Annotated in this window: 22 protein-coding genes and 1 riboswitch; of the genes, 10 read left to right on the forward strand and 12 right to left on the reverse strand. The window is 60.6% G+C overall.

Going from position 1 to position 22,932, the window contains the following annotated elements; all coding sequences use genetic code 11:
• The first annotated feature begins 79 nt into the window (after window positions 1-79).
• Window positions 80-943 carry a DUF2189 domain-containing protein gene (locus K3J57_RS00565; protein WP_259793328.1) on the forward strand — a complete coding sequence of 288 codons (864 nt, stop codon included), beginning with the start codon at window positions 80-82 and terminating at the stop codon, window positions 941-943.
• 45 nt (window positions 944-988) lie between these two features.
• Here the strand turns inward: K3J57_RS00565 and K3J57_RS00570 are convergent, their stop codons facing one another.
• Together K3J57_RS00570 and K3J57_RS00575 are read right to left on the reverse strand one after the other, a co-directional pair.
• The gene (locus tag K3J57_RS00570; RefSeq protein ID WP_259793329.1) at window positions 989-1,972 is read right to left on the reverse strand and encodes an NAD(P)H-quinone oxidoreductase; all 984 of its coding nucleotides are present in this window, start codon (window positions 1,970-1,972) and stop codon (window positions 989-991) included.
• Window positions 1,973-2,668, reverse strand: a complete 696-nt coding sequence (locus K3J57_RS00575; RefSeq protein ID WP_259796678.1) for a COQ9 family protein — start codon at window positions 2,666-2,668, stop codon at window positions 1,973-1,975. It abuts the gene before it with no gap.
• A 187-nt stretch (window positions 2,669-2,855) separates the two neighbouring features.
• On the opposite strand from K3J57_RS00575, the gene rpsU reads away from it, so the two are divergent.
• On the forward strand, window positions 2,856-3,062 hold the full coding sequence (rpsU, locus tag K3J57_RS00580) for a 30S ribosomal protein S21 (RefSeq protein WP_018302784.1): 207 nt from the start codon (window positions 2,856-2,858) through the stop codon (window positions 3,060-3,062).
• Window positions 3,063-3,166: 104 nt separating this feature from the next.
• On the opposite strand, the gene K3J57_RS00585 is transcribed toward rpsU, so the two are convergent.
• From K3J57_RS00585 to K3J57_RS00615, 7 genes are all read right to left on the reverse strand, one after another.
• Window positions 3,167-4,489, reverse strand: coding sequence for an MFS transporter (locus K3J57_RS00585; protein ID WP_259793336.1), 1,323 nt, complete (start codon window positions 4,487-4,489; stop codon window positions 3,167-3,169).
• 71 nt (window positions 4,490-4,560) lie between these two features.
• Complete coding sequence (locus K3J57_RS00590) at window positions 4,561-4,818, reverse strand: metal-sensing transcriptional repressor (RefSeq protein ID WP_259785812.1); 258 nt, start codon at window positions 4,816-4,818, stop codon at window positions 4,561-4,563.
• A 73-nt stretch (window positions 4,819-4,891) separates the two neighbouring features.
• Window positions 4,892-5,821, reverse strand: a complete 930-nt coding sequence (locus K3J57_RS00595; protein WP_259796680.1) for an alpha/beta fold hydrolase — start codon at window positions 5,819-5,821, stop codon at window positions 4,892-4,894.
• The gene (locus K3J57_RS00600; RefSeq protein ID WP_259796683.1) at window positions 5,818-6,621 is read right to left on the reverse strand and encodes a phytanoyl-CoA dioxygenase family protein; all 804 of its coding nucleotides are present in this window, start codon (window positions 6,619-6,621) and stop codon (window positions 5,818-5,820) included. The genes K3J57_RS00595 and K3J57_RS00600 overlap by 4 nt, the downstream gene beginning before the upstream one ends.
• A gap of 6 nt (window positions 6,622-6,627) precedes the next feature.
• On the reverse strand, window positions 6,628-7,554 hold the full coding sequence (locus tag K3J57_RS00605; protein WP_259793345.1) for an ornithine cyclodeaminase family protein: 927 nt from the start codon (window positions 7,552-7,554) through the stop codon (window positions 6,628-6,630).
• Window positions 7,551-8,183 (reverse strand): HAD family hydrolase, encoded by a 633-nt coding sequence (locus K3J57_RS00610; protein ID WP_259793347.1) that lies wholly within the window; start codon window positions 8,181-8,183, stop codon window positions 7,551-7,553. Before K3J57_RS00610 ends, K3J57_RS00605 begins: the two co-directional genes overlap by 4 nt.
• Window positions 8,184-8,224: 41 nt before the next feature.
• Window positions 8,225-8,602: a response regulator gene (locus tag K3J57_RS00615; RefSeq protein WP_173485960.1), complete on the reverse strand. Its 378-nt coding sequence runs from the start codon at window positions 8,600-8,602 to the stop codon at window positions 8,225-8,227.
• A 195-nt stretch (window positions 8,603-8,797) separates the two neighbouring features.
• Between K3J57_RS00615 and K3J57_RS00620 the strand changes: the two genes are divergently transcribed.
• The 4 genes from K3J57_RS00620 to K3J57_RS00635 are packed head-to-tail and all read left to right on the forward strand — an operon-like array spanning window position 8,798 to window position 12,232.
• Window positions 8,798-9,169 carry a DUF1636 family protein gene (locus tag K3J57_RS00620; protein ID WP_055187662.1) on the forward strand — a complete coding sequence of 124 codons (372 nt, stop codon included), beginning with the start codon at window positions 8,798-8,800 and terminating at the stop codon, window positions 9,167-9,169.
• A gap of 9 nt (window positions 9,170-9,178) precedes the next feature.
• Complete coding sequence (locus tag K3J57_RS00625; RefSeq protein ID WP_259796684.1) at window positions 9,179-10,111, forward strand: threonine-phosphate decarboxylase; 933 nt, start codon at window positions 9,179-9,181, stop codon at window positions 10,109-10,111.
• The gene (gene cbiB / locus K3J57_RS00630; protein ID WP_259793355.1) at window positions 10,108-11,010 is read left to right on the forward strand and encodes an adenosylcobinamide-phosphate synthase CbiB; all 903 of its coding nucleotides are present in this window, start codon (window positions 10,108-10,110) and stop codon (window positions 11,008-11,010) included. The genes K3J57_RS00625 and cbiB overlap by 4 nt, the downstream gene beginning before the upstream one ends.
• A 46-nt stretch (window positions 11,011-11,056) precedes the next feature.
• Window positions 11,057-12,232, forward strand: a complete 1,176-nt coding sequence (locus tag K3J57_RS00635) for a lytic murein transglycosylase (RefSeq protein WP_259796685.1) — start codon at window positions 11,057-11,059, stop codon at window positions 12,230-12,232.
• A 67-nt stretch (window positions 12,233-12,299) separates the two neighbouring features.
• Here the strand turns inward: K3J57_RS00635 and K3J57_RS00640 are convergent, their stop codons facing one another.
• The gene (locus tag K3J57_RS00640) at window positions 12,300-12,770 is read right to left on the reverse strand and encodes a YbjN domain-containing protein (protein ID WP_259776396.1); all 471 of its coding nucleotides are present in this window, start codon (window positions 12,768-12,770) and stop codon (window positions 12,300-12,302) included.
• 124 nt (window positions 12,771-12,894) lie between these two features.
• Window positions 12,895-16,350, reverse strand: a complete 3,456-nt coding sequence (smc, locus tag K3J57_RS00645; protein WP_259796686.1) for a chromosome segregation protein SMC — start codon at window positions 16,348-16,350, stop codon at window positions 12,895-12,897.
• A gap of 211 nt (window positions 16,351-16,561) precedes the next feature.
• Window positions 16,562-16,778: riboswitch (cobalamin riboswitch) on the forward strand.
• A 39-nt stretch (window positions 16,779-16,817) separates the two neighbouring features.
• Here smc and cobW point away from each other — a divergent pair.
• Window positions 16,818-17,927, forward strand: coding sequence for a cobalamin biosynthesis protein CobW (gene cobW, locus K3J57_RS00650; RefSeq protein ID WP_259796687.1), 1,110 nt, complete (start codon window positions 16,818-16,820; stop codon window positions 17,925-17,927).
• Window positions 17,924-18,388, forward strand: a complete 465-nt coding sequence (locus tag K3J57_RS00655; RefSeq protein ID WP_375542817.1) for a GNAT family N-acetyltransferase — start codon at window positions 17,924-17,926, stop codon at window positions 18,386-18,388. Before cobW ends, K3J57_RS00655 begins: the two co-directional genes overlap by 4 nt.
• Window positions 18,389-18,403: 15 nt before the next feature.
• Here the strand turns inward: K3J57_RS00655 and K3J57_RS00660 are convergent, their stop codons facing one another.
• The gene (locus K3J57_RS00660) at window positions 18,404-18,580 is read right to left on the reverse strand and encodes a hypothetical protein (protein ID WP_055187675.1); all 177 of its coding nucleotides are present in this window, start codon (window positions 18,578-18,580) and stop codon (window positions 18,404-18,406) included.
• Window positions 18,581-18,648: 68 nt separating this feature from the next.
• Between K3J57_RS00660 and cobN the strand changes: the two genes are divergently transcribed.
• The gene (gene cobN, locus K3J57_RS00665) at window positions 18,649-22,347 is read left to right on the forward strand and encodes a cobaltochelatase subunit CobN (RefSeq protein ID WP_259796688.1); all 3,699 of its coding nucleotides are present in this window, start codon (window positions 18,649-18,651) and stop codon (window positions 22,345-22,347) included.
• Complete coding sequence (locus K3J57_RS00670; RefSeq protein ID WP_259796689.1) at window positions 22,344-22,799, forward strand: GNAT family N-acetyltransferase; 456 nt, start codon at window positions 22,344-22,346, stop codon at window positions 22,797-22,799. Before cobN ends, K3J57_RS00670 begins: the two co-directional genes overlap by 4 nt.
• The last annotated feature ends 133 nt before the right edge of the window (window positions 22,800-22,932 follow it).

Raw genomic sequence — 22,932 nt, forward strand, 5'->3', positions numbered from 1 at the left:
GGATCAAAGGCCGGGGTCCGGTCTTTGTGCATAGATGCATGGGAGCCGGCCGGGTGGTAACACTGCGGGAGGAAGGCAAATGGTCAAGACAATCGGTAACCCATTATCCTGGATGGCTCAGCATGTGGCCGACGCGGGGCATCATGTCCTTGAAAACATTGATCATATATCCTCGAAGGATGCGCCTCCGAAGCTCCGATCTCTGCATATGGCGGATCTGAATGCGGCGCTGAGACTGGGGTACAAGGATTTTTGCGCCGCGCGGACGGAAGTTATGATGCTGGTCGTGTTTTATCCCGTTGTCGGACTGATCCTGATCACAATGGCCTTCAACATGTCCCTTTTACCCTTGTTGGCGCCGCTGATGATGGGGTTCGCGTTGTTGGGGCCGGTGGCCGCAGTAGGGCTTTACGAGATCAGCCGACGAAGGGAGGCGGGGGAAGATGTGAGCTTTACCTCTGCGATCGGAGTGCTCGGGGCACCCAGTCTGGGGGGGATCCTTGTGATTGGGGCCTATCTGTTTGTGCTGTTCATGGCCTGGATGCTGTCGGCATGGGCAATTTATCAGGCCACGCTGGGCCCTGATTTGCCCGAAACTGTTTACGGTTTTGCCAAATCAGCTCTGACCACCCCGGCAGGCTGGATGATGATTTTCCTGGGTGGGGGCGTCGGCTTTGCGTTTGCGTTGGTGGTTCTGGCCACCACCGTGATCTCGGTACCTATGCTGCTGGATCGAAAGGTCGGTGTGGCAGTGGCCGTGGGATGCTCGATCCAGCTGGTGAGGAGCAATCCCGGCGTTATGCTGCGTTGGGGTGTGATTGTGCTCGCCGCGCTGTTGCTGGGTGCGCTTCCGCTGCTTTTGGGGCTGGTTGTGGTGCTGCCCATTCTGGGCCATGCCACCTGGCATCTCTATCGCAAGGCGGTGCAGAGGGGCGGGATCTGAATATGGAGAAGGCGCTCTTGTAAGCGCCCCCTTCCCGGATGAGTTCTACCCCACCTGCAGACAAATCTTCCCGATATGCTGGCTGGTTTCCATGCGTGCATGGGCGGCGTGGGCGTCTGCCAGCGGGAACACCTGATCGAGCACGGGCTTGACGGTGCCCTGGTCCAGAAGCGGCCAAACCTTTTCCAGCAATTCCTCCGCGATCTTGGCTTTCGCAAGGTCGGATTGCGGGCGCAGGGTGGAACCCGTCACGGTCAGGCGCTTGGCCATGATCTGCGCGAAATTGATTTCGGCCTTGGGGCCGGACAGGAAGGCAATGTGGACCATACGACCCTCGGTGGCGAGTGCCCGGATGTTGCGGGCGATATAGCCGCCGCCAACCATGTCGAGGATCAGGTTGGCGCCCCCTTCCCCTTTCAGCACCTCGACAAAATCCTCGTCGCGGTAGTTGATCGCCCGCTCCGCGCCAAGGTCGGTGCAGACCGCGCATTTCTCATCGCTGCCTGCTGTGGTGAAAACGCGTGCGCCAAAATGGTTGGCGAGCTGGATGGCGGTGGTGCCGATGCCGGAGGAGCCGCCATGGACCAGAAACCGTTCGCCCGCCTGCAACCCGCCGCGCATGAAAACATTAGACCATACGGTGAGGTATGTTTCGGGGAGGCAGGATGCTTCTCGCAGTCCCATCCCCTCAGGCACAGGTAGGGCGTGGGCGGCGGGGGTGGTGACATATTCAGCATAGCCGCCGCCCGGCAGAAGGGCGCAGACTTTATCGCCGATATTCCAATTTGTTACGCCTTCACCCACCGCAGCCACTTCGCCAGAGGCTTCCAGGCCGGGAAGGGGTGACGCGTTGGGGGGAGGGGCGTAATTTCCTGCGCGTTGAATGGCGTCCGGGCGGTTCACGCCTGCAAAGGCCACCTTGATCAGGATCTCACCATACGCTGGCGTAGGGATTGGAGCGTCGATAAGTTTCAACACCTCGGGCCCACCGGGGGTCGAGATTTCCACCGCGCGCATCATGTCGGTCATTCACGTGTCTCCATTCGGGGAAGAGGGCGCCCAGCGGCCCGGATATTTGGGGTTCATGTCGCGGGTGCCGGGGGCCTTGATCGTTTCAAGGATCTTCCCCGGACCGGCCATGAAGGATTTGAACAGCGGGTTCTTGCGCGCCTGCGCCTTCACCTTCTCAAACTGCATCACATTGTCGATGCGCCGGTCGAGGAAAGCCCAGGTGGCTGCATCGCCTTCGCTGTGATCCCCCAACCAAAAGAGCACGGTGGAGGAGTAAACGGCGGAAAGCGTGGCACGTTTTGTATACCAGTTCACGTCTTGGGAGCTGTCCCCCAGCGTGGCCCAGATTGCATCGCAGGTCTCCCAAAGGGCGGCCGTGCCAACGCCTGCATTCTGGGGCAGCGCGAAAAAGGCCATACCCTTGCGCACCATTTCCTTATCAGCCACCTGAAGCCGGAACTTCACCCCGGCGGCAATGCGGTCACGAAAGCGCATCTCGTCCAGATTGGCAGCTTCGAGCTTTGCGACCATCTCGGCGTCGCCTGCTTTGTGGTAGGCCAGCGCCAGATCCAGCGCCCCGCGCGGAAACAGCGCCTGCAGCTCGGCGTCAGACACCCCCAATTCGCCCTGCGTCGTCTTCATCGTGGCCTCGGACCAGCCGTCAAAGGGGACATGGTTGAGGGCGGTGTCAAGGAAGTCTGTTTTACTGATCATGATATCGATCCGGGCCGGGGAAATTCTTGTTTACTTATACAGGTTCTGAGCGTGGGGGGTAGCATTCAGATTGTCACCTGTTGCCACCTGCAGCGGGTGGTTTATCTGGACACGACTCACTTTCCCTGCTAAAGGGGCCGTTCCTGCAATTCTGCAAACACTAACTTAGAAAGGTGGTGACAACCACATGCAGGTTTCGGTTCGCGATAACAACGTAGACCAGGCGCTTCGTGCGCTGAAGAAGAAACTTCAGCGTGAAGGTGTCTTCCGCGAGATGAAGCTTCGGCAGCATTTCGAGAAGCCCTCCGAGAAGAAAGCCCGTGAGAAAGCGGAAGCTATTCGCCGTCAGCGCAAGCTGGCTCGGAAGAAAGCGCAACGTGAGGGTCTTCTTTAAGATCTGATCGTATTCGGTGGGGGAGTTGTCAATTCCTCGCCACGACGACCCCCGCAGCCTCGCTTCGGGGGTTTGTTGTTTTTAAGGGGCAGGTCCAAAGTGTTTTAGCCCCGTGTGGTGGGAAACCGGGGGTGCAGATCGTCGATGATAATGGCGTGGGAATGTGGGCCGTCGCCGGCCAGATGTGGGTGATCTGGCGGCAGATCATCATGGCGATGCTCAACCGACTGCGACGAGTGCCGGGGCCAAAGGCGCACTGCCAACCCTGCGCCCACCATCCCAAGAGCGGATAATATCAACGCGGCGCCGACAGCGCCCAGATGAAACATCAGCAGACCTGAGAGCGGATAGGCCACCAGCCAGCAGGCGTGGGACAGGGTGAAATGTGCGGCAAACAGCGCGGGCCGGTCCGTGCGATGGGCGGATCGCGTCAGGACACGACCAGAGGGGGTGAGAGTGGCCGAAAACCCAAAGCCGATGGCGCACCAGATCCCGGAGATCAGTGCAAAACTGACTGGCAGGACAAGGCCGATCAGGCTGAACCCGGCAAGGGCTGAGAGACTTATTCCTGCCCCCGCAAACATCACGGTGCGATCTTCGGTTCCTTTCAACAGCCGAGGCAGGGCAAGGGCCGCCACCATGGACCCTGCGCCGAAGCTTCCCAGCACCAGACCGACCGTGCTGTCACCCAGTCCCAGATCGGATTTCACCAATTGCACCGTGTTGACAAAGACCATGGCCCCGGTTGTCGAGCTGACCCAGCACAGGGCCAAAAGCCCGCGCAGGCGGGGGGTCTTCAGGTAAAGGCCAATGCCTCGCGTCGTGCGCTCCCAGATCGGGCGGGGCTTGCCCGGTTCCGGCGTGGGCAATAGGACGGAAACAACCAAAAGCGCCGATGCAATGAACCCCAAAGATGTGCCCAGAAACAGCGTGGCAAACCCGGTCAGTCCCAACAGGGCCGCCGCCAGAAGCGGGCTGAGCAGGGTTTCCAGATCCATTGCCAGGCGGGAAAGAGAAAGGGCGCGGGTGTAGTCTTCCTCATCTGGCAGCACATCCGGGATGGTGGCCTGAAAGGTTGGGGTGAACCCGGCTGAGGCGGATTGCAGCAGGAAGATCAGCACATAAATCTGCCAGATCTCGGTGACAAACGGCAGGCCTAACACCACCAGCGCACGGAACAGATCCAGCGTGACCAGGACCCGGCGGCGACTGATCCGTTCGGCCAGGGCCGCCGCGACCGGGGCGACCAGCACATAGGCGACCATCTTGATCGTCAAGGCGATGCCCAGCACCATCGCAGCCCGGTCCCCCGCCAGGTCATAGGCCAGCAGGCCAAGGGCCACCGTGGCCAGCCCGGTGCCGGTCAGTGCCACGATCTGGGCACCAAACAAGTGGCGGTAGGTTCGGTTGTTCAGGATGCTGATCATCGATATGCCCTGGGATCTGTCTGTCGCCTGAAATGGGAAGAGGGGGGGATGTGTATCCCGAGGGGTGCCTTTCAGAGATATTTTGTGATTTCCCGGAAATCCTGCATATCCACCGGCATGTCCGGATCCAGACAATGGTCGATATGATCGTGGATCAACACTTTCTTCGCATTGGTGATGGCCTTTTCAACCGCATGTAATTGCTGGGCAATCTGGGTGCAGCTGGCCTCATCCTCCAGCATGGAGATGACTTTGGCCAGATGCCCATGCGCACGCTTCAGTCGGGCGGTGATCTGCGGGTGGGACGGGTGGTGATGTTGATTAGTCATGCTTGAACCCTATCCCCCGGTAGGGGATGGAGTCAAATGCGAAGCTCGCGAGGCGGAAGGGTTACGAAGCGGCTCAAACTTCGCGCAGATGTTCCTGCAAGGCAGAAATCACTTCATCGGGATGCGTGTAAATCAGCCCATGCCCGGCGCCTTTGATCTCATATTTATAACAGGCGCGGTTCCATTCGGTCAGTTTGCCCATAGCGGTGAGCGGGATGGGAATGTCTTTCTCGCCCCAGACCGAAATCACCGCAATTGAGGTGGCTGCAATGGCGCGGTGTTCGGCTTCCTGCGTTACGGACAGCATGTTGCGTTCCGATGACAGCACCGCACGGACAGATCCCCGGATCTGGGTTTCCTGCTTCACGCGCGCGGGCAAGTCTGGGATTTGTGCGGCCACTGCGTCAGGCTTGGCCGCCTGACAGATCACCCAGCCCCCGATGAGCCCCCACAGCCAGTTGCCGATTGCACCCCAGTCCCGGGCGCGGGCCAGCCAAGGCCCGGTGTGATAGATCATGCCTGCCGGGGCAAGCAGCATCAGGCGATCCACCCGGTGGGGATGGCGGGCGGTGAAGGCCGTGGCAATTGCGCCCCCCATCGAATAGCCCAAAAAGGATATCTCTCCATCAATCCGCAGCGCCTCCAGCAACTCTTCAAGCTGGGTCAGGAAAAAGGTTTCGTCCTGCTTGCCCTTTGGGCGATCGGAATATCCGCGCCCGTAAAGATCATAGGTGAGAATGCGAAAGCCCATTTTGGCAAGCCCTGGGATCAGGGCGGAAAACACCCAGCTGGGGGTTGTCAGACCGTGGACCATAAGGATCAGCGGCCCGCGCTCCCGTCCGTGCCATTGGTAATGGGTCAGGCCAGAGGGCAGCTCCGCAAAGCCGCCGGGTGCTTTGCGGCGCGCAACACTGTCCATCACTGTCCGGGCACGTTCCAACACCCAGGGCGCAACTGCCAGATTGGCCAACATCCATAGAAGAAACAGTGCAAACCAGCTCACGTGTCGTCCCCTTCATGCCACAGCACGGGGAACCAGTCTTCGCGCAGCTTCTGGCCCGTGGTCATGTTGTGGCCGGGGAAGGGAGGAGAGGTGCGGCCGGGGCGTTCGACATAACGGGCATCATCCCCCATCCAGCGCAGGCTGAGCGCGCGGCGGCGGGTTGCAGCCGTGTTGCCGCGCGCGCCATGAACGGTGCGAAAGTCAAACACCACCGCATCGCCGGGCTCCATTTCCCATTCCAGCACCGTCATGTCACCGGGATTGGCATCCGGGTCCGGCACCGGGATCCACTCCTGCTTGGCTTGGTAAAAATCGCTGTCATCGGCCCAGCTGACCGGGCGCACCATCTTGTCCCATTTGTGGCTGCCCGCGATGAACCGTAACGAGTTCTCGCGCACCGGATCCAGCGGCAGCCAGAAACTCGCCGTCTGTTCCCCTTCAACAAAGTAATAAGGCCCGTCCTGATGCCATGGCGTGGGTTTCGGTGTGCCGGGTTCCTTGACCAGCACATGGTCGTGGAAAAACTGTGCCGAGGCCGACCGCATCAGCCTGGCTGCAATTTCCGCCGCAGGACTGTTGCGCACGATGTTTTCAAACTCCGCGATCCGGGTCCAGTTTACGTAATCGTCGAAAAAACGCCCTTCGGTTACAGCATTTTCAGAGGCATATTCGCCGGGCTCCGCCATATTGCGTTCGACACCGTCGCGCATCACCTCGACCCAGTCGCTCAGCGCGCCGGGGATCATGACCACACCATCGCGTTGATAGGCTTCGATCTGCTCTTCCGTAATCGTGACCATCGGATGTTACCTTTCCCGCCAGGCGCTGAGGATATAGCGGCTGGTCATCAGATCGAGATGCGCCCCGCCGCCGTTTTTGTAGAAGGTGATGTCATCGGGCGCGCGGGTAAAGACACCTTTATCCGCATCATAAAGGTCGCCCTCAATATCGTCGCGTGAAATCACGCCACGTGCCAGCGGGTCCTTGAGCTCGCCAATATGGTCAAGCACCGTGTCGCGGCTGTCCATGAACAGGCGGGCACGGGTCAGCATTTCGTCATCCACCTCGCGCATGTCCGGGCGATAGGCGCCGATCATGTCGATATGCTGGCCGGGGCGGGCCCATTTTCCAAAGTGTATCGGATCTGTGGTCATGGTGGCAGACGTGATAATGTCCGCCTCGGCCCAGCCTTCCTCCAGGCTGGCCACTGCGCGCGTTTTGTCATGGCGTTCGGCAAAGGCGTTTGCCCCGTCAGGTGAGCGGTTCCAGATCAGGAAATGCGCTTCGGGAAACAGGGCGCCATAGGCCTCTCGCAGGCTGTGACCAACCGTGCCCGCGCCGCAGATCAGGATCACTTTACTGTCGGCTCGCGCCAGCAATCTGGCACCCAAAACGGAATCGCCCGCGGTTTTCCATTTCGTGACAAGGTGGAAGTTGAGCATAGCTTCAAGCGCACCTGTCACATCGTCGTAAAGGTTAACCGCCCCGTGGATCATCGGTTCGCCACGTGCCGGGTTGCCGGGCATGATATTGGCGGTCTTTACCGCACTTCCCAGCCCGTCAATCCAGGCGGAGCGGGTCAGCATCGTGTCCGCATCGCGATACAGAAACGTGTCACCAATCTTGGCTTCGGGAAAGCTGTGACCGGCCAGAAGCGCGTCGGTCAATGCGCGCCAATTCAGCAGGGCATCGGCTTCAAACGGAATGATGTCAGGAGCATTCGGATGGATCAAAGGTCACTCTCCTCAATCAAGCCAAGTCGGATCAGGTGATCCGCCCAGGCGCGCGGGTCGTTGAACAGATGGGTCTGCCAGCCGCGTTCGGCGGCAGCGGCAATGTTTTCGGCGCGATCATCTACAAACAGCAACCGTTCGGGGGAAAGACCACAATCCTCCTCAACCATCTGATAGATCTGCGCGCTGGGCTTGGTGACTTTCATGTGACCAGAGATGTAGCGGCGGTCAAAATCCTGCAGGAACTCATAGTCCAGCTCAGATTGGGCAAAGGAGCCGACGCCGAAATTCGACAGGGCAAAGACAGGCACCTGACGGCGTTTCAAAGCACGCAACGTGGCGACGGAAAGGTCGATCTGCGGGCTGGCCAATTCGCGCCAGCGATCATGCCACCAGCGAATTTCCTTTTCAAATTCAGGATATTGTGCGGCAGTTCCATAAATCGTGTCGCGGAAATTACCGCCCCGATCCATCAATTCATTCATGAAATGAAGGTCAACCGCGGCAAACATGGCGCGACGGCGATCTTCCCCGATCCAGCGGTCATAATGCTCTTCTGGCTGCCAGCGAATGAGCACGTTTCCAATGTCGAAAATAACCGCGTCCGGTCGCAAATCACTTTGTGTCATGACGGGACTTTAGCCAAGGGGCGCGGGTTTGCAAATGCGGATCATTCAGCTGCGTTGCAGGCGTGCGCTCCGTGGAACTCGACCAAGGCGGTCAGATCTTCGACCGGTGTCTGGTCTGCAATGAACGCATGGGCATTTCTGGCCAGGTTGAAGATGGATCCGTCTGAGAAGAAGCTGGAATTGGTGACAAAGATCACCCGCGCATGCGGGGTGCGGAACTCGGCGTAATCGGCAAGCGCCAATGCGTTTCCGTCTTTCAGATGCACATTCATGACAATCACGTCAACGCGGGTCTGATCAAGCACACGAATGGCCGCATCTTCATCATGGGCGCGGATCACATCCACCCCCTGCCGTTCCAGCGAACGGCTCCAGACCCCGGCCAGATCCTGGTTCGTTTCGACGATCAATACGCGCATGAAAACTCCCTGCCGCGTTGTGGCACAAACCGTTCAGATTCGCTAACAAATCTCTTGGAACAGTATTTCACACTGTTCCCGTTCGGGCGACAATCGAAGGGTTTGGGTCGGGGCAATCGGTGGATATATGCCAAGCAGGATTGTGTTTTGAGCGGATTTCCGGTTCAAGGCGGGAAGAGTATGAGGGAGAAACGCATGACAAGCTGGATCACGGTGTGTGACACATGCAAGCGCGAAGATTGGGATGAAACCACGTCAGGCGGCAAAACTGATGGAGAGAAGCTGGCGGATCTGGTGGAACAGGCCGCGATCGGCAGCGCGCTCAAGGTGCGTCGCGTCTCCTGCCTGATGGGCTGTGACAACAGTTGCAACGTGACGGTTCAGGCCCATGGCAAACTGGCCTATACGATGGGGCGGTTTGATCCCACTCAGGATGCCGCCGAAGGCATCGTGGCCTATGCCCAGGGTCATGCAGAAAGCGAAAACGGCACTGTGCCCTATCGTCAGTGGCCGCAATCCGTGAAGGGTCATTTCGTCACCCGCCATCACCCGATCCCCGAGGAGTGAACCACGGGCATGACCAAGTTACGTGATCACGGGGGCGGGCTGGATGCAGCCATCGCCCAATATGGCGGCAAGCGCGTGGACTGGATCGACCTGTCCACCGGCATCAACCCGCATCCATATCCGCTGGGTGAAATCGGTGCCGAAGCCTGGACCGCGCTGCCCGACAAAGGCGCGTTTGAACGGCTTGAGGCCGCAGCGCGCGCATTCTGGAATGTGCCGGAGGGCGCAGATATCCTTGCAGCTCCCGGGGCCTCGGCCCTGATTGCCCGCATTCCAACCCTGCTGGGGGTAGGGCAGGCCGAGATCCCGACACCAACCTATAATGAACATGCCGCCGCCTTTGAGGCCAATGGCTGGGAACTGACTGATGGGGGCGCGGCACAGGTGCTGGTGCACCCCAACAACCCCGATGGGCGGTTCTGGCTGGATCCGGACTGGTCCCGGCCTCTGACTGTGATTGATGAGAGTTTTTGCGACGTCACCCCGCAGATGAGCCATATATCGCGCGCCACTGAACCAGGCACGCTGATTTTGAAAAGTTTTGGCAAGTTCTGGGGCTTGGCCGGGTTGCGGCTTGGGTTTGTGATCGGTGATCGCGCCCTTATCGCCAAGCTGCGCGAAGCGGTTGGTCCGTGGCAGGTGTCGGGCCCCGCGCTTGAGATCGGCACGCGGGCGCTGCTGGATGTCGACTGGGCTGCCACCATGCGCCAGCGCCTTGCGGTGGACACTGCGCGGCTGGATGGGACGATGATGTATCATGGGGCCAAGCTGGTCGGGGGCACCACGCTGTTTCGGCTTTACGAGGTTGAGGATGCGCTGATGTGGCAAGACAAATTGGCCCGCGGTCATGTCTGGAGCCGCGTTTTCCCCTATTCGAAAACCTGGCTGCGTCTGGGGCTGCCCCCCTCCGGGGGCTGGACCCAATTGGAGGCTGCCCTGTGACCCTCGTTCTCGCCATGCTGCTGGATGCCATCTTTGGCGAGCCGGATTGGGCGTGGAAACGCCTGCCGCATCCGGCGGTGCTGATGGGGCGTCTGATCGGCTGGGCGGATGAGAGCTTTAATCGGGGTGAGGGGCGGATCCTGCGTGGCACCGCGGTGATGCTTGTCTTATGTGCCGGGGCCGCGCTGCTGGGCTGGGCCGTGCCGCATCTGCCCTTTGGCGGTCTGTGGGAAATGCTCCTGGCGGCGATCTTGATTGCGCAGAAATCCCTTGCGCAACATGTGCAGGCGGTGGCGGACGGACTGCGCCAGTCGTTGTTTCATGGCCGACAGGCTGTGTCGATGATTGTCGGGCGCGACACGTCCGAGATGCCCGCCCCGGCAATTGCCCGTGGGGCGATCGAATCGGCAGCCGAAAATTTCTCGGATGGGGTGGTGGCGCCGATCTTCTGGTTCGCGGTTGCGGGCCTGCCGGGGTTGATGGTCTACAAGATGGTCAATACCGCTGACAGCATGATTGGGTATCGCACGGAAAAGCATGAGGAATTTGGCAAGTTTGCCGCCCGTCTGGATGATGTGTTGAACTGGGTTCCGGCGCGGCTCTCGGCGCTTGTTTTCATGCTTGCCCGCCGCAATTGGGCTGCCTGGGACATTATTCGTCGGGATGCCCCGCTGCATCGCTCGCCCAATGCGGGCTGGCCCGAGGCGGCAATGGCGGCAAGTCTGAACGTCGCGCTTTCGGGGCCACGATCCTATGAGGGCGAATTGCGGGATTTCCCTTGGGTGAATGAGGACGGGGCGCAGGAGATCGGCCCGAAAGAGGTGGATCAGGCGGTTCACATGCTCTGGTCCGCCTGGTGGGTGCTTTTGGCAATTGCAATATTCCTGGCGCTTGTCTGATCCGCTGAAACCGGTAGGCTGGCGCTATATAAGCGAGGAAAGTTTTATGCGTATAATTCTTGCGACAGCCGTTTTGGCTATTGGTTTGACCAGCCCTGCGACCGCGATGGTGAAATGTGGCGGATCGTTTTCCGGCTTTGTCACGGCAATGAAGAAAGAGGCCCGCTCAAAAGGCCATTCCAAGGCTGCGGTCGACACGTTTTTTGCAGGCGTAAGGCAGGATGCGGCCACGTTGAAGGCGGATCGCGCGCAGGGGATCTTTCAGAAATCCTTCCTTGATTTCTCGCGGGCGTTGATCAGTCAGAACCGGATGGCGGTTGGACAGTCAAAACTGAAAAAACATGCCGCAATCTTTGACCGGATGGAGCGCAGCTATGGTGTGAGCCGCGGAGTGTTGACCGCCTTCTGGGCCTTTGAAACCGATTACGGTGCGTTTCAGGGAAATTTCAACACGCTGAACTCGTTGATGACCCTGTCCCATGATTGCCGCCGTCCTGAATTGTTCCAGCCGCAGGTTTTTGCCGCTCTTGAACTGTTTGAACGCGGAAGTTTCAATCCGAAGACCTCCACCGGCGCCTGGGCGGGGGAGATTGGCATGGTTCAGATGTTGCCCGGTGACATTATCGAGGCCGGTGTGGACGGCAATGGCGATGGCAAGGTGGATCTGCGCCGGTCGCCCGCAGATGCGCTTCTGTCCGGGGCCAATATGCTGCGCCAACTGGGCTGGCGGGCCAATGAACCCTGGGTGCAGGAAGTGACCCTTCCCAAGGATTTCGACTGGTCCAAAACCGGTTTGGGAACCCAGATGAAAGCGAGCCAGTGGGCGCGTTTGGGGGTCACGCCGCGTGCAGGCAAGCTCGCCGCAAACCTGCCGGCTTCGATCCTTTTGCCGCAGGGGCGCAAGGGGCCCGCGTTCATCGCCTATCCCAATTTCCGGGTCTATTTCGAATGGAACAAGAGCTTCACCTATGTGATGACGGCCGCCTATTTTGCCACCCGTCTGGAGGGCGCGCCAGTATACAAGGCCGGCAACCCGGATCCGGCACTGTCAGGTGCGCAGTTGAAGCAGTTGCAAAAGAAGCTGGCGGCGCGCGGGCATGACGTTGGCAAGATCGACGGGATCCTTGGGGCCAAGACACGGGTTGCGGTGCAAAAGGAGCAAAAACGCCTGGGACTGCCTGCAGATGCGTGGCCCACGGCTGCGCTTTTGTCGAAACTCTGATCGCGGGGCAGTTGTCAATAAAAAGGCCCGGTCGCATTGCCGGGCCTTTTGTTCTGGGTCTGGTGTCTTACCAGTCGATGTGTTTTTCAAACTGGCCCATCACGCTCAGCCACATTTCGAAGACTTCGGCAAAGTCCTCGCGGGTGATGCCATCCGCGCCGGTGTAGATGTCATATTCCACACGCGCATTGCCCTCATCGGTCAGGTAGGCACGACCATACCGGTTTTCACGGTTCCAGACATTGATGGTGGCGATGGGGGTTTTCCCGTCAGTGGAATAGCCGGAGAAAAACTGGATGGCGTCGCAGGATTTGCCATCGTCACAGCCGTAGAAATAGACCGCGAATTCGGTGCCATAATGCTTCATTTCAATCAGCGGATCACCAACATTGTCGACATCCAGCTTGGCAGGGGCGCCCTCGTCTGCAAAGAAATTCATCAAGGATTGCGGGTCTGCGGCGGTGATGTTTTGTGCCAGCGCGCCGCCTGCAGTGAAAGCTGCCAAAGCCGTTGCGCAAATCAATTTACTCATTGTCATCTGAAACTCCTGTATTTTCCGACAACCTAAAGCGTTTCGCGCCAAGCTTGCAACATAAGCTTGGCGCGAAATGCACTCGGAAATCCGCGGGGCAGATGCAATGCAAGCCGGAAAGACCCTGGGGTCAGGCCACCATCTCCTCGGCCTTTTTCAGATCAACACTGACCAGCTGGCTGACACCCTGTTCCGCCATAGTCACGCCAAACAGGCGGTCCATGCGGCTCATGGTGACTGCGTGGTGGGTAATGGTCAGAAAGCGCGTGTCGGTGCGTCGGGTCATCTCGTCCAGAAGATCGCAGAACCGGGTGACATTGGCGTCGTCCAGCGGTGCGTCCACCTCGTCCAGCACGCAGATCGGGGCCGGGTTGGCCAGAAATACCGCAAAGATCAGCGCAATCGCAGTGAGGGTCTGTTCCCCCCCAGAAAGCAGGCTGAGGGTCGACAGTTTCTTGCCCGGTGGCTGACACATGATCTCCAGCCCCGCATCCAGCGGATCATCGCTTTCAACCAGCACCAGCTTGGCCTCTCCGCCACCGAACAGATGGGTAAACAGGGTCGAGAAGCTGCCGTTCACCTCTTCAAATGCGGTCAGCAGGCGCTCGCGCCCCTCTTTGTTCAGGCTGGCAATGCCCGTGCGCAGCTTCTTGATCGCCTCTTCCAGATCTGTCTTTTCTTTCAAAAGAGTATCGTGTTCTTCCTGCACCTCGCGCGCATCCTCTTCGGCGCGCAGATTGACCGCGCCAAGGGCATCCCGTTGGCGTTTCAGGCGGTTCACATCATGTTCGATCTGTTCGGACGAGGGCATTTTTTCCGGGTCCGCATCCAATTGTTCAAGCAGGGCCTGCGGCGTGGTCTCCATGTCGTCTTCGATCCGTTCGGCAGCGTGGATCACGGTCTCGCGCGCGGCCTGCGCGCGTGCCTCGGCTGCGGCGCGGTGTTCCCGCGCTTCGCCGGCCAGCCGCTCGGCATCGCGCTCAAGATTGGCGGCACTGCGTTCGCAGGTTTCCGCTTCGGCGAGCTTATCGGCGGCGGATTTGCGACGCTCCTCGGCGGTTTCGATCTGCTCGGTCAGCTCCTCACGCTCGATCGCCAGCTCTTCCGGGGCGGCCTGCGCCTCTTCAAGTTCCTCTTCGCTTGCCAGCTTGCGTTCTTCCAGCTCGGCGATGCGGCGTTCCGCCGTGTCCAGACGATGCCGCCAGCCCGAGATCTCCTTGGTGATTTCCTGGCTACGCTTGAGGCGAGCCTCACCTTCGCGACGCAATTCGTCCTGGGAGGACCGCTTTGCCATCATGGTCATCCGCGCGGCTTCAACGGCCATTTTGACCTGTTCCACTCCGGCACGGGCAGCCTCAAGATCGCCAAGACCCGCCACCGCCTTTTCCGCTTCCATCAGGCGGGTGCGGGCGGCCAGGGCTTCCTCTTCGTGGCGACGCACCGCAAGCCCCATGTTTTCCAGTTTGCCTTCTGCGATATTGCGGTCCGCTTCGGTCCGCGACAACGCGCGGCCCGCATCGGACATGGCGCGGTCGGCATCACGGCGCGCGTCGCGGGCGCGTTTGTCGGCCTCAGCCGCATCTGACAGCATGGTCTTCAGGGCTTCGTGGGCCGCCCGCGCGCCTTCTGCACGCGCCGAGGCCTCTTCGAGGTCCTGCTTCAGTTTTTGCAGTCGGTTGAGCTGTTCCAGCCGCAGGGCGGCGGTTGAGGGCTGGTCCTCCGCCCCGGCGCGGTAGCCGTCCCAACGCCACAGATCCCCCTCCAGCGACACCAGCCGCTGACCGGGCTTCAGTGCTTCCTGTAGCCGCGCGGCATCTTCTGGTTCACACAGGCCGATCTGCCCGATCCGGCGTGTCAGAACCGGTGGGGCGGTCACGTAATTTGCCAGAGATTTCACGCCCTCGGGCAGGGGCTGCGCCTGTGGATACGCCGGTAGCGTGGCCCAGCCAGAGGCGGCATCCGCCTCCACCTCGGGCGCGCGTAAATCATCTGACAGGGCCGCGCCCAATGCCTTTTCATATCCTGATTGCACCCGCAGTTGATCCAGAAGCTGCGCCCCTTCGGCGGCGTCCCGTTCGACCAGACGCGCGAGGGCGGATACTTCGGCATGAAGCGCGTTGACCTCGCCCTCGGCAGAAGAGCGTGCAGCGCGGGCATCGGCCTCGCGTGATTGCGCTTCGGTGCGCGCCTCATCCGCAGCAGCCAGGGCGGCCTCGGCCTCCTCCGCGTTTTCGGCGGCCGTTTCGGCGGCGGCTTCTGCCAGATCAAAATCTTCCGCAGCGCGGGTGACGGCCTCTTGGGCAAGGGTGACGGCCTCTTGCGCGCGCGCGGCATCTGCCTCGCTTTTCTCCAGCGTTTTCTGATTGTCATCGCGCAACCGGTGGGCGGATTGGTGGCGGGCGGCAAGGCGGGCCACATCCTCGGTCAGTTGCGACAGATCGCCTTCGCGCTCTTGCAGGATGGCGGCGCTTTCGCGGGCCTGATCCATGGCCTGTGTGAGGGCGTCATCCTGCCCTTCCGACGCTTTGCGGAGCTGTTCCTGCTCCCATTCCAGCCGTTCAATTGTCTCGCCGGCATCGCGGTTCAACCCGGCCTCGCGGTCGATATCCTTGCCCAGTTGTTCAATGCGACCGGTCAGGAGTTGAATGCGTTCAAGGGCCTGTGCCACTTGGTCGGAGAGCTGATCGCGGCTGATGGTCAGACGGCTGAGGATCGCGGCGGCCACGGCCTCTTCCTCGCGCAGGGCGGGCAGGGCGGCCTCGGCTTCTTCGCGGTCCTTGGCGGCCTTGCGGGCGTAGAGTTCTGCCTGACCGGCCTGTTTCACCCGCTCGGTCAGGATCTCTTCCGCCTCGTGACGGGCCAGGTCGGCCTCTTTCCAGCGTCGATACAGCAACAGCCCCTCGGCGCGGCGCAGGTCGTCGCCAATGGTGCGGTACCGCTGGGCCTGCCGGGCCTGTCGGGCCAGCTGCGCCAGCTGCGTGGCGAGCTGTTCAAGCACGTCCTCGACGCGGGCGAGGTTTGTTTCGGTGCCCTTGAGCTTCAACTCGGCCTCGTGACGGCGCTGGTAGAGACCTGAAATGCCGGCGGCCTCTTCCAGGATGCGGCGGCGTGCCTTGGGTTTGGCATTGATCAGCTCGGAAATCTGCCCCTGTCGCACCAGGGCAGGCGAGTGGGCGCCGGTGGAGGCGTCTGCAAACAGCATCTGCACATCCCGCGCACGGACATCCTTGCCATTGACCTTGTAGGCGGATCCGGCATCGCGTGTGATGCGCCGGATGATTTCCAGATTGTCACTGTCGTTGAACCCGGAGGGCGCAAGCCGTTCGGAATTGTCGAGCTGCAGTGAGACCTCGGCGAAGTTGCGCGCAGGCCGCGTGGCGGCACCGGCAAAGATCACATCTTCCATCCCGCCGCCACGCATCGCGGTGGGGCGGTTTTCCCCCATCACCCAACGCAGGGCTTCGAGCAGGTTTGATTTGCCGCAGCCATTTGGTCCCACCACGCCGGTCAGTCCGTCCGCAATCACCAGATCGGTCGGGTCAACAAAGCTTTTAAAGCCGTTCAGACGTAGTTTTGAAAACCGCAAGCGGCCTGCCTCAAATTGATTCTCGGGTGAAGTGAGTGTTCGTGTGCGGCGGGGGTCTGTCAACGGGTCCCACCTAAAACGGGCCAAAATCTGGTCGGGATGGGAGAGTTATCCACAAGATATTGGTTTTCCTTTGTCCGGGCGCCCCCCTTTCTGCCGTTTGCAGGCCCGCTGCGGTCGTAATCCTTCTTGACGAAAACTGGTCTTGCACGGCAGAACGGGCGGATATGGTTTCCCGGCGCATAACGATGTTCCGGGGAGAAAAGGGAATGTCGTGCGGGCGACCCAAGTCGGGGTCCAAATCGACAGCCGCCCCCGCGACTGTAGGCGGAGCGCAGGCGTTGATATGCCACTGGCGGGAACGCTGGGAAGGTGACGCCATGCCGAGATCCGTAAGCCAGGAGACCTGCCATATGCGACTTTTCATGTCCCGTCGGGGAGGACGGGCAACAGAGTAGAGACAAAAGATGCTGACCAAAATTCCCGCCACTGTTGTGACCGGTTTCCTGGGCGCAGGGAAAACCACCCTGATCCGCCATATGCTCGACAATGCCAATGGCAAACGCATCGCGCTGATCATCAACGAATTTGGTGATCTGGGCGTCGATGGTGACATCCTCAAGGGATGCGGAGACGAGACCTGCACCGAAGACGATATCATGGAGCTGTCGAACGGGTGCATCTGCTGCACGGTGGCCGAAGATTTCATTCCGACGCTGGAGAAACTGTTGGACCGTGAAACCCCGCCGGACCACATCGTGATCGAAACCTCGGGGCTGGCCCTGCCACAACCCTTGGTGCGCGCGTTCCAGTGGCCGGAAATCTCTACCCGCGTGACCGTGGACGGTGTTGTGACCGTTGTGGATGGCAAGGCGGTGTCGGACGGGCAGTTTGCATCCAACCTTGATGCGGTCGAAGCGCAGCGCAAGATGGATGACAACCTGGATCACGAAACGCCGTTGTCAGAGCTGTTCAAGGATCAGGTGACCTGCGCCGACATGATCGTCGTGAACAAGTCCGACCTGCTGGGGGATGCCGAGGCTGACGCGCTGGTTGGCAAACTGGCCGCCGAAAGCCGCGATGGGGTGCAGGTTGTGCGCTCGATCATGGGGGCGTTGCCGGTTGAGGTGCTGCTGGGGCAGGGCATGGGGGCCGAAGATGACATGGACGCCCGCCTGTCGCTGCACGAAAAAGGCCACCATCATCAAGACCACGATGATGATCACGACCACGATCATAACCATGATCACGAGGATGACCACCACCATGATGATCACCACCATCACCACGACCATGATGCGTTCGAAAGCTTTGTCGTGACCCGCGGCGAAGTGGCGGATCCCAAGGCCTTTGCCGAGAAGGTCGCAGATGTGATCCGATCGAACAATATCCTGCGTCTGAAGGGGTTTGCTGCCGTGGAAGGCAAGCCGATGCGCCTGACATTGCAGGCGGTCGGACCCCGCGTTGACACCTATTTTGATCAGCCGTTTGGGGCGGACAGGCGCGAAACCCGCCTTGTGGTGATCGGCCAGTCCGGCCTTGACCGCGCCGCGATCGAAGAGGCCCTTTCGGCGTGAGCATCGACGTTCCCCTCCGAATTGAACCGGGTGATCCACATCACCCGGAGGCCACGGCGCTGCTTAAGGCCAGCCATGCGCTGATGGAGGAGCTGTTTCCGCCGGAGGACAACTTCTTTCTGGAGATTGACGATCTTTGTGCGCCCGAGATTTCGTTTTTCGTGGCGCGTGAGGGCGCGCGGATCCTCGGCACCGGGGCAATTGCGGATAAGGGAGCGTATGGCGAGGTGAAATCCATGTTCGTCTCGCCCGATGCTCGTGGCAAAGGGGTGGGAGAGGCGTTGCTTTCGCAGCTTGAAGCCACAGCGCGTGCCAAGGGGCATAAGGCAATGAAGCTTGAGACCGGAAATGTGCTGCACGCGGCGCACCGGCTTTATGAACGCGCGGGGTTTACCCGATGTGGCCCCTTTGGCGACTATCCTGACGCGGCCAGCTCCATCTTCATGGAAAAACCGCTCTGATCGTGATGGGCGGGATTATTTCCCGCCCTCCGTCGCAGCCTGCTTATTGGCTGCCGCTTTCATCCGGGCCAGAAGCTCTGCCTTCTGGTCTTTGCGCTGATAGGGGTTTTTCTCGCTGCCACGTTCGTTATGTTCGCGGTGGCGGGGCGCACCCTTGGCGGGTTTGGGCGCTCCGGCGGCTTTGTAATCCATGGCTGAACCTTTCTGATTTTCGGGTGTCATGCCCGATCAGGTGACATCATACAAGCAAGAGGCGGATCATGCATCTTCTCGCAGCGACACCGGGCGCAATTGATGACGGCAAAGAAGCGGTCGATCTGGGCCAGACACCCGCCGATCTGGTGGTAATCTCGGCCGCAGATACCGAGCTTGCGGGCCTGTCGGAGGCGCGATCCGCGATGGAGGCCCCGCCGAGCCTGCGCCTTGGCAACATGATGCACCTCACCCATCCCATGTCTGTGGATCTGCATATCGATGATTGCGCGTCCAAGTCGCGGCTGGTGATTGCCCGCGTGCTGGGCGGTGTGGGGTATTGGAAATATGGGGCGGAGCAATATTCCGCGCGTTTGCGTGAGGCGGGGGTGCCGCTGGTGCTCTTGCCCGGCGATGACAAACCTGATGCTGAACTGCGGGCGTTGTCCACCGTGTCGGACGAAGATTATGATGCGCTTTGGGCCTATCTGGTCGAAGGTGGGCCCGAGAATTGCACACTGTTTCTCAACTATGCCAAGGCGATGCTGGACGGAGACGAAAAGCCAGAAGCCGCCAAGCCGCTGTTGCGGGCGGGGGTCTATTGGCCCGGTGCAGGCGTGTCCGACCTTGCCGCTGCACAGGCCGCGTGGAGCGAGGGGCTGCCGGTGGTGCCTGTTGTCTTCTATCGGGCGTTGGTGCAGGGGGCGGGGCTGAACCCGATTAACCGGCTGGTGAAATCGCTTTTGCGGCAGGGGCTGAACCCGTTGCCGGTCTTTGTGGCGTCCCTGAAAGATCCGGTTTCGGTGGCAACATTGGAAAGCCTGTTCACCCAGGCCGCGCCAGATGTGATCCTGAACTGCACCTCATTTGCCGTGGGCTCGCCCCATCACGATGAAGCGCATAAGAATGCCAACCCGCTGGCCGCGCCCTTCTGCAATGACGCTCCGATCTTTCAGGTGGTGTTGGCCGCATCGGGTGAGGCCGCATGGGAAGAGGGGCTTGCGGGCCTGTCTGCCCGTGACATCGCCATGAACGTGGCGCTGCCCGAAGTGGATGGCCGTATCCTGTCGCGCGCGATTTCCTTTAAGGGGGAGGCGTTTTTCGACGAGGCGACGGAATGCCCCATCGCCACCTATCGGGCGCGGGGGGACCGGGTGCAGTTTGTGGCAGAACTTGCCGCAGGCTGGGCGCGCCTGCGCCGGGCTGAGGCAGGCGTGCGTAAAGTCGCGCTGATCATGGCAAACTATCCAAACAAGGACGGGCGCCTGGCCAATGGTGTCGGCCTTGATACCCCCGCCGCCGTGGTTCACGCATTGGGATTGCTTGCGGATGAGGGTTATACGGTCACGAATGCACCCGCCGACAGCGATGCCCTGATGCAATCCGTCATGGCAGGTCCCACCAACTGGCTGGTGGATCGGGCGGAGCGGACAGGCGGTGTGCGCCTGTCGCTTGAGGATTACCTGACCTATTACAAAGCCCTCCCATGGGCGTTGCGTGAAGCGGTGGAAACCCGTTGGGGCACCCCGGAAAATGACCCGTTTTACGAGGATGGCTTTGCGCTTTCGGTATTGGAATATGGAAATGTCGTCGTCGGTGTGCAGCCTGCGCGCGGCTATAATATCGACCCGACCGAAACCTATCACTCACCCGATCTGGTCCCGCCACACAACTACCTCGCCTTCTATTTCTGGCTGCGCCACCAGCATCAGGCCCACGCGATTGTGCATATGGGTAAGCACGGGAACCTTGAATGGCTGCCCGGAAAATCCGTGGCGCTTTCCGACGAATGCTGGCCCGAGGCCATCCTCGGCCCGCTGCCACATGTCTATCCGTTTATTGTCAATGACCCCGGCGAAGGTACCCAGGCCAAGCGCCGTGCGCAGGCGGTGATCATCGACCACCTGACCCCGCCGCTCACACGCGCCGAAAGCTATGGTCCGCTGCGCGATCTTGAGGCGCTGGTCGACGAGTATTACGAGGCCGCGGGCGTGGACCCGCGCCGGATTGACCACCTCAAACGCGAGATCCTGTCGCTTACCTCCGTCACCGGGCTGGATCAGGATGCGGGCCTTACCGGCGAGGATGAGGAAAGTGATCTGGCCAAGCTTGACGCCTATCTGTGCGAGTTGAAAGAAGCGCAGATCCGCGATGGTTTGCATATCTTTGGACAATCACCGGTGGGGGAGCTTGAGCGCGATCTGGCAATTGCCCTGCTGCGCGTGCCGCGTGGGGAAGGAAAAGCGGGGGATGCGTCCCTGATCCGGGCGCTCGCTGCGGATTGTGACGTCGATATCGACCCGCTTGATTGCGATATGGCCGCTGCTTATGAGGGGCCGCGTCACAAGTTCCTGCAAGCGGCGGACACGGCCCCCTGGCGCAACAATGGCGACACGGTGGAGCGGCTGGAGAAACTTGCGCAGCTTGCCGTTGGATGGTCCGAGACCCCTGCGCATTTCAACGCCACCCGCCCGGTGCTGGAAACATTGCATGGGGTGGTTCTGCCTGCCGTGCGCGCCTGCGGTCCGGCAGAAGGAGAGGGGCTTCTCACCGCCCTCAAGGGGCAATTCGTCGCCCCGGCGCCCTCTGGCGCCCCCACTCGCGGGCGACTGGATACGCTTCCCACCGGGCGCAACTTTTTTTCGGTCGATAGCCGCGCGGTGCCGACGCCCACCGCCTGGGCACTGGGCTGGAAATCCGCCAATCTGCTGATCGACAAACATCTGCAAACCCACGGGGATTGGCCAAGAACAATGCTGATCACCGCCTGGGGGACGGCCAATATGCGCACTGGAGGAGACGACATTGCCCAGGCAATGGCCCTTATGGGTGTGAAACCGAAATGGGATAGTGCCAACCGTCGCGTGACCGGATTTGAAGTGATCCCGGTGACCGCGCTTGGTCGCCCGCGTGTGGATGTAACACTGCGCGTATCGGGTTTCTTCCGCGACGCCTTCCCGCAACTCATCGCGCTTTACGACAGCGCCGCACGGGCCGTGCAGGGGTTGGAAGAACCTGACGACATGAACCCGGCGGCTGCTCGGGTGCGGGCAGGCGAAAGCGCCCACCGCGTCTATGGATCGAAACCCGGTGCCTATGGGGCGGGGCTTCAGGCGATGATTGACGAGCGGCTTTGGGCTGACAAGGCTGATCTGGCGGATGCCTATCTCGAATGGGGGGGCTACGCCTATGGCGCTGCCACCGAAGGGGAGCGTGACCGTGCGGGGTTTGAGCAACGTCTGAGCCAGGCCGAGGCGATTGTGCAAAACCAGGACAATCGTGAACACGATCTTCTGGACAGCGACGATTATTACCAGTTCGAAGGAGGTGCCGCCGCCGCCGTCTCCACGCTCCAGGGCAAAGACCGACCGATCTATCACAATGATCACTCCCGCCCGGAGCGGCCCGTGATCCGTACGCTTGAAGATGAAATCGGTCGGGTGGTGCGATCCCGCGTGGTGAACCCCAAATGGATCGAAGGGGTGAAGCGCCACGGCTATAAAGGCGCGTTCGAAATCGCCGCGACCGTGGATTACATGTTTGCCTTTGCCGCCACCACAGGCGCGGTGCGCAGTCACCATTTCGACCTCGTGCATGCCGCTTTCATCGAAGATGACGACACGCGGGAATTCATCCAGGAACACAACGCCCCGGCGCTGCAAGAGATCCTCGAACGCCTCAAGGAGGCGATGGATCGGGGCCTCTGGCAGCCACGCTCCAATTCGGCCCGCGCCTCATTGGATGAGCTTGGCGGGACATCGGCATGACACCCCGCCTTGCCTCGGCAGAAGACGCCAAATGGATCCTTGAATTGATCCAGCGCGTGTTTGCCGAGCATGATGGGCGCATTGATCCGCCAAGTTCCATGCATCGACTGGGGCTTGCGGATGTCGAAAGGCAGATAGCGGAAGGGGAGGTCTGGGTGATCAACCGCGCCGCCTGCCTGTTTCTGACGCCGCTTCCCGACGCGCTTTATCTCAGCAAACTGGCGGTGACTGCCAAGGCGCGGGGGAAAGGGGTCGCCCGCAAACTGGTGGAGCAGGCCGGCATCCGTGCCATCGCGTTGGGCAAACCCTGCCTGCGCTTGAAAACCCGTGTGGAGCTCAGCCAGAACCACACAGCGTTCCGCGCCCTTGGATTTGACGAGGTTGGGGCATCGTCCCACCCCGGCTTTGACCGCCCAACCTCCCTAAGTTTCGAAAAACGTCTCATTTCCTGACGTGGCTTGGATGAGGGATCGGCGCAGAGCGCGTATGGGATGCTTCCCCTATTCATTTTCTGTTTAAAATTATCCCGGGGAGCGCCTGAAACAGGCGCGGGGCAGAGCCCCCTTTCGCGACGCGAAGCGGCGC

This window comes from Aliiroseovarius crassostreae (assembly GCF_025137635.1).
Taxonomy (GTDB): domain Bacteria; phylum Pseudomonadota; class Alphaproteobacteria; order Rhodobacterales; family Rhodobacteraceae; genus Aliiroseovarius; species Aliiroseovarius crassostreae.

Excerpts from the sequence above, each read along its gene's own strand:
- cobW (WP_259796687.1), top strand. The coding sequence starts at position 16,818 with ATGCTGACCAAAATTCCCGCCACTGTTGTGACCGGTTTCCTGGGCGCA.
- K3J57_RS00585 (WP_259793336.1), bottom strand. The coding sequence starts at position 4,489 with ATGATCAGCATCCTGAACAACCGAACCTACCGCCACTTGTTTGGTGCC.
- K3J57_RS00570 (WP_259793329.1), bottom strand. The coding sequence starts at position 1,972 with ATGACCGACATGATGCGCGCGGTGGAAATCTCGACCCCCGGTGGGCCC.
- rpsU (WP_018302784.1), top strand. The coding sequence starts at position 2,856 with ATGCAGGTTTCGGTTCGCGATAACAACGTAGACCAGGCGCTTCGTGCG.
- K3J57_RS00600 (WP_259796683.1), bottom strand. The coding sequence starts at position 6,621 with ATGGTCACGATTACGGAAGAGCAGATCGAAGCCTATCAACGCGATGGT.
- K3J57_RS00615 (WP_173485960.1), bottom strand. The coding sequence starts at position 8,602 with ATGCGCGTATTGATCGTCGAAACGAACCAGGATCTGGCCGGGGTCTGG.
- K3J57_RS00625 (WP_259796684.1), top strand. The coding sequence starts at position 9,179 with ATGACCAAGTTACGTGATCACGGGGGCGGGCTGGATGCAGCCATCGCC.
- K3J57_RS00610 (WP_259793347.1), bottom strand. The coding sequence starts at position 8,183 with ATGACACAAAGTGATTTGCGACCGGACGCGGTTATTTTCGACATTGGA.
- cobN (WP_259796688.1), top strand. The coding sequence starts at position 18,649 with ATGCATCTTCTCGCAGCGACACCGGGCGCAATTGATGACGGCAAAGAA.
- K3J57_RS00640 (WP_259776396.1), bottom strand. The coding sequence starts at position 12,770 with ATGACAATGAGTAAATTGATTTGCGCAACGGCTTTGGCAGCTTTCACT.
- K3J57_RS00670 (WP_259796689.1), top strand. The coding sequence starts at position 22,344 with ATGACACCCCGCCTTGCCTCGGCAGAAGACGCCAAATGGATCCTTGAA.
- K3J57_RS00590 (WP_259785812.1), bottom strand. The coding sequence starts at position 4,818 with ATGACTAATCAACATCACCACCCGTCCCACCCGCAGATCACCGCCCGA.
- K3J57_RS00575 (WP_259796678.1), bottom strand. The coding sequence starts at position 2,668 with ATGATCAGTAAAACAGACTTCCTTGACACCGCCCTCAACCATGTCCCC.
- K3J57_RS00635 (WP_259796685.1), top strand. The coding sequence starts at position 11,057 with ATGCGTATAATTCTTGCGACAGCCGTTTTGGCTATTGGTTTGACCAGC.
- K3J57_RS00660 (WP_055187675.1), bottom strand. The coding sequence starts at position 18,580 with ATGGATTACAAAGCCGCCGGAGCGCCCAAACCCGCCAAGGGTGCGCCC.
- K3J57_RS00565 (WP_259793328.1), top strand. The coding sequence starts at position 80 with ATGGTCAAGACAATCGGTAACCCATTATCCTGGATGGCTCAGCATGTG.
- K3J57_RS00620 (WP_055187662.1), top strand. The coding sequence starts at position 8,798 with ATGACAAGCTGGATCACGGTGTGTGACACATGCAAGCGCGAAGATTGG.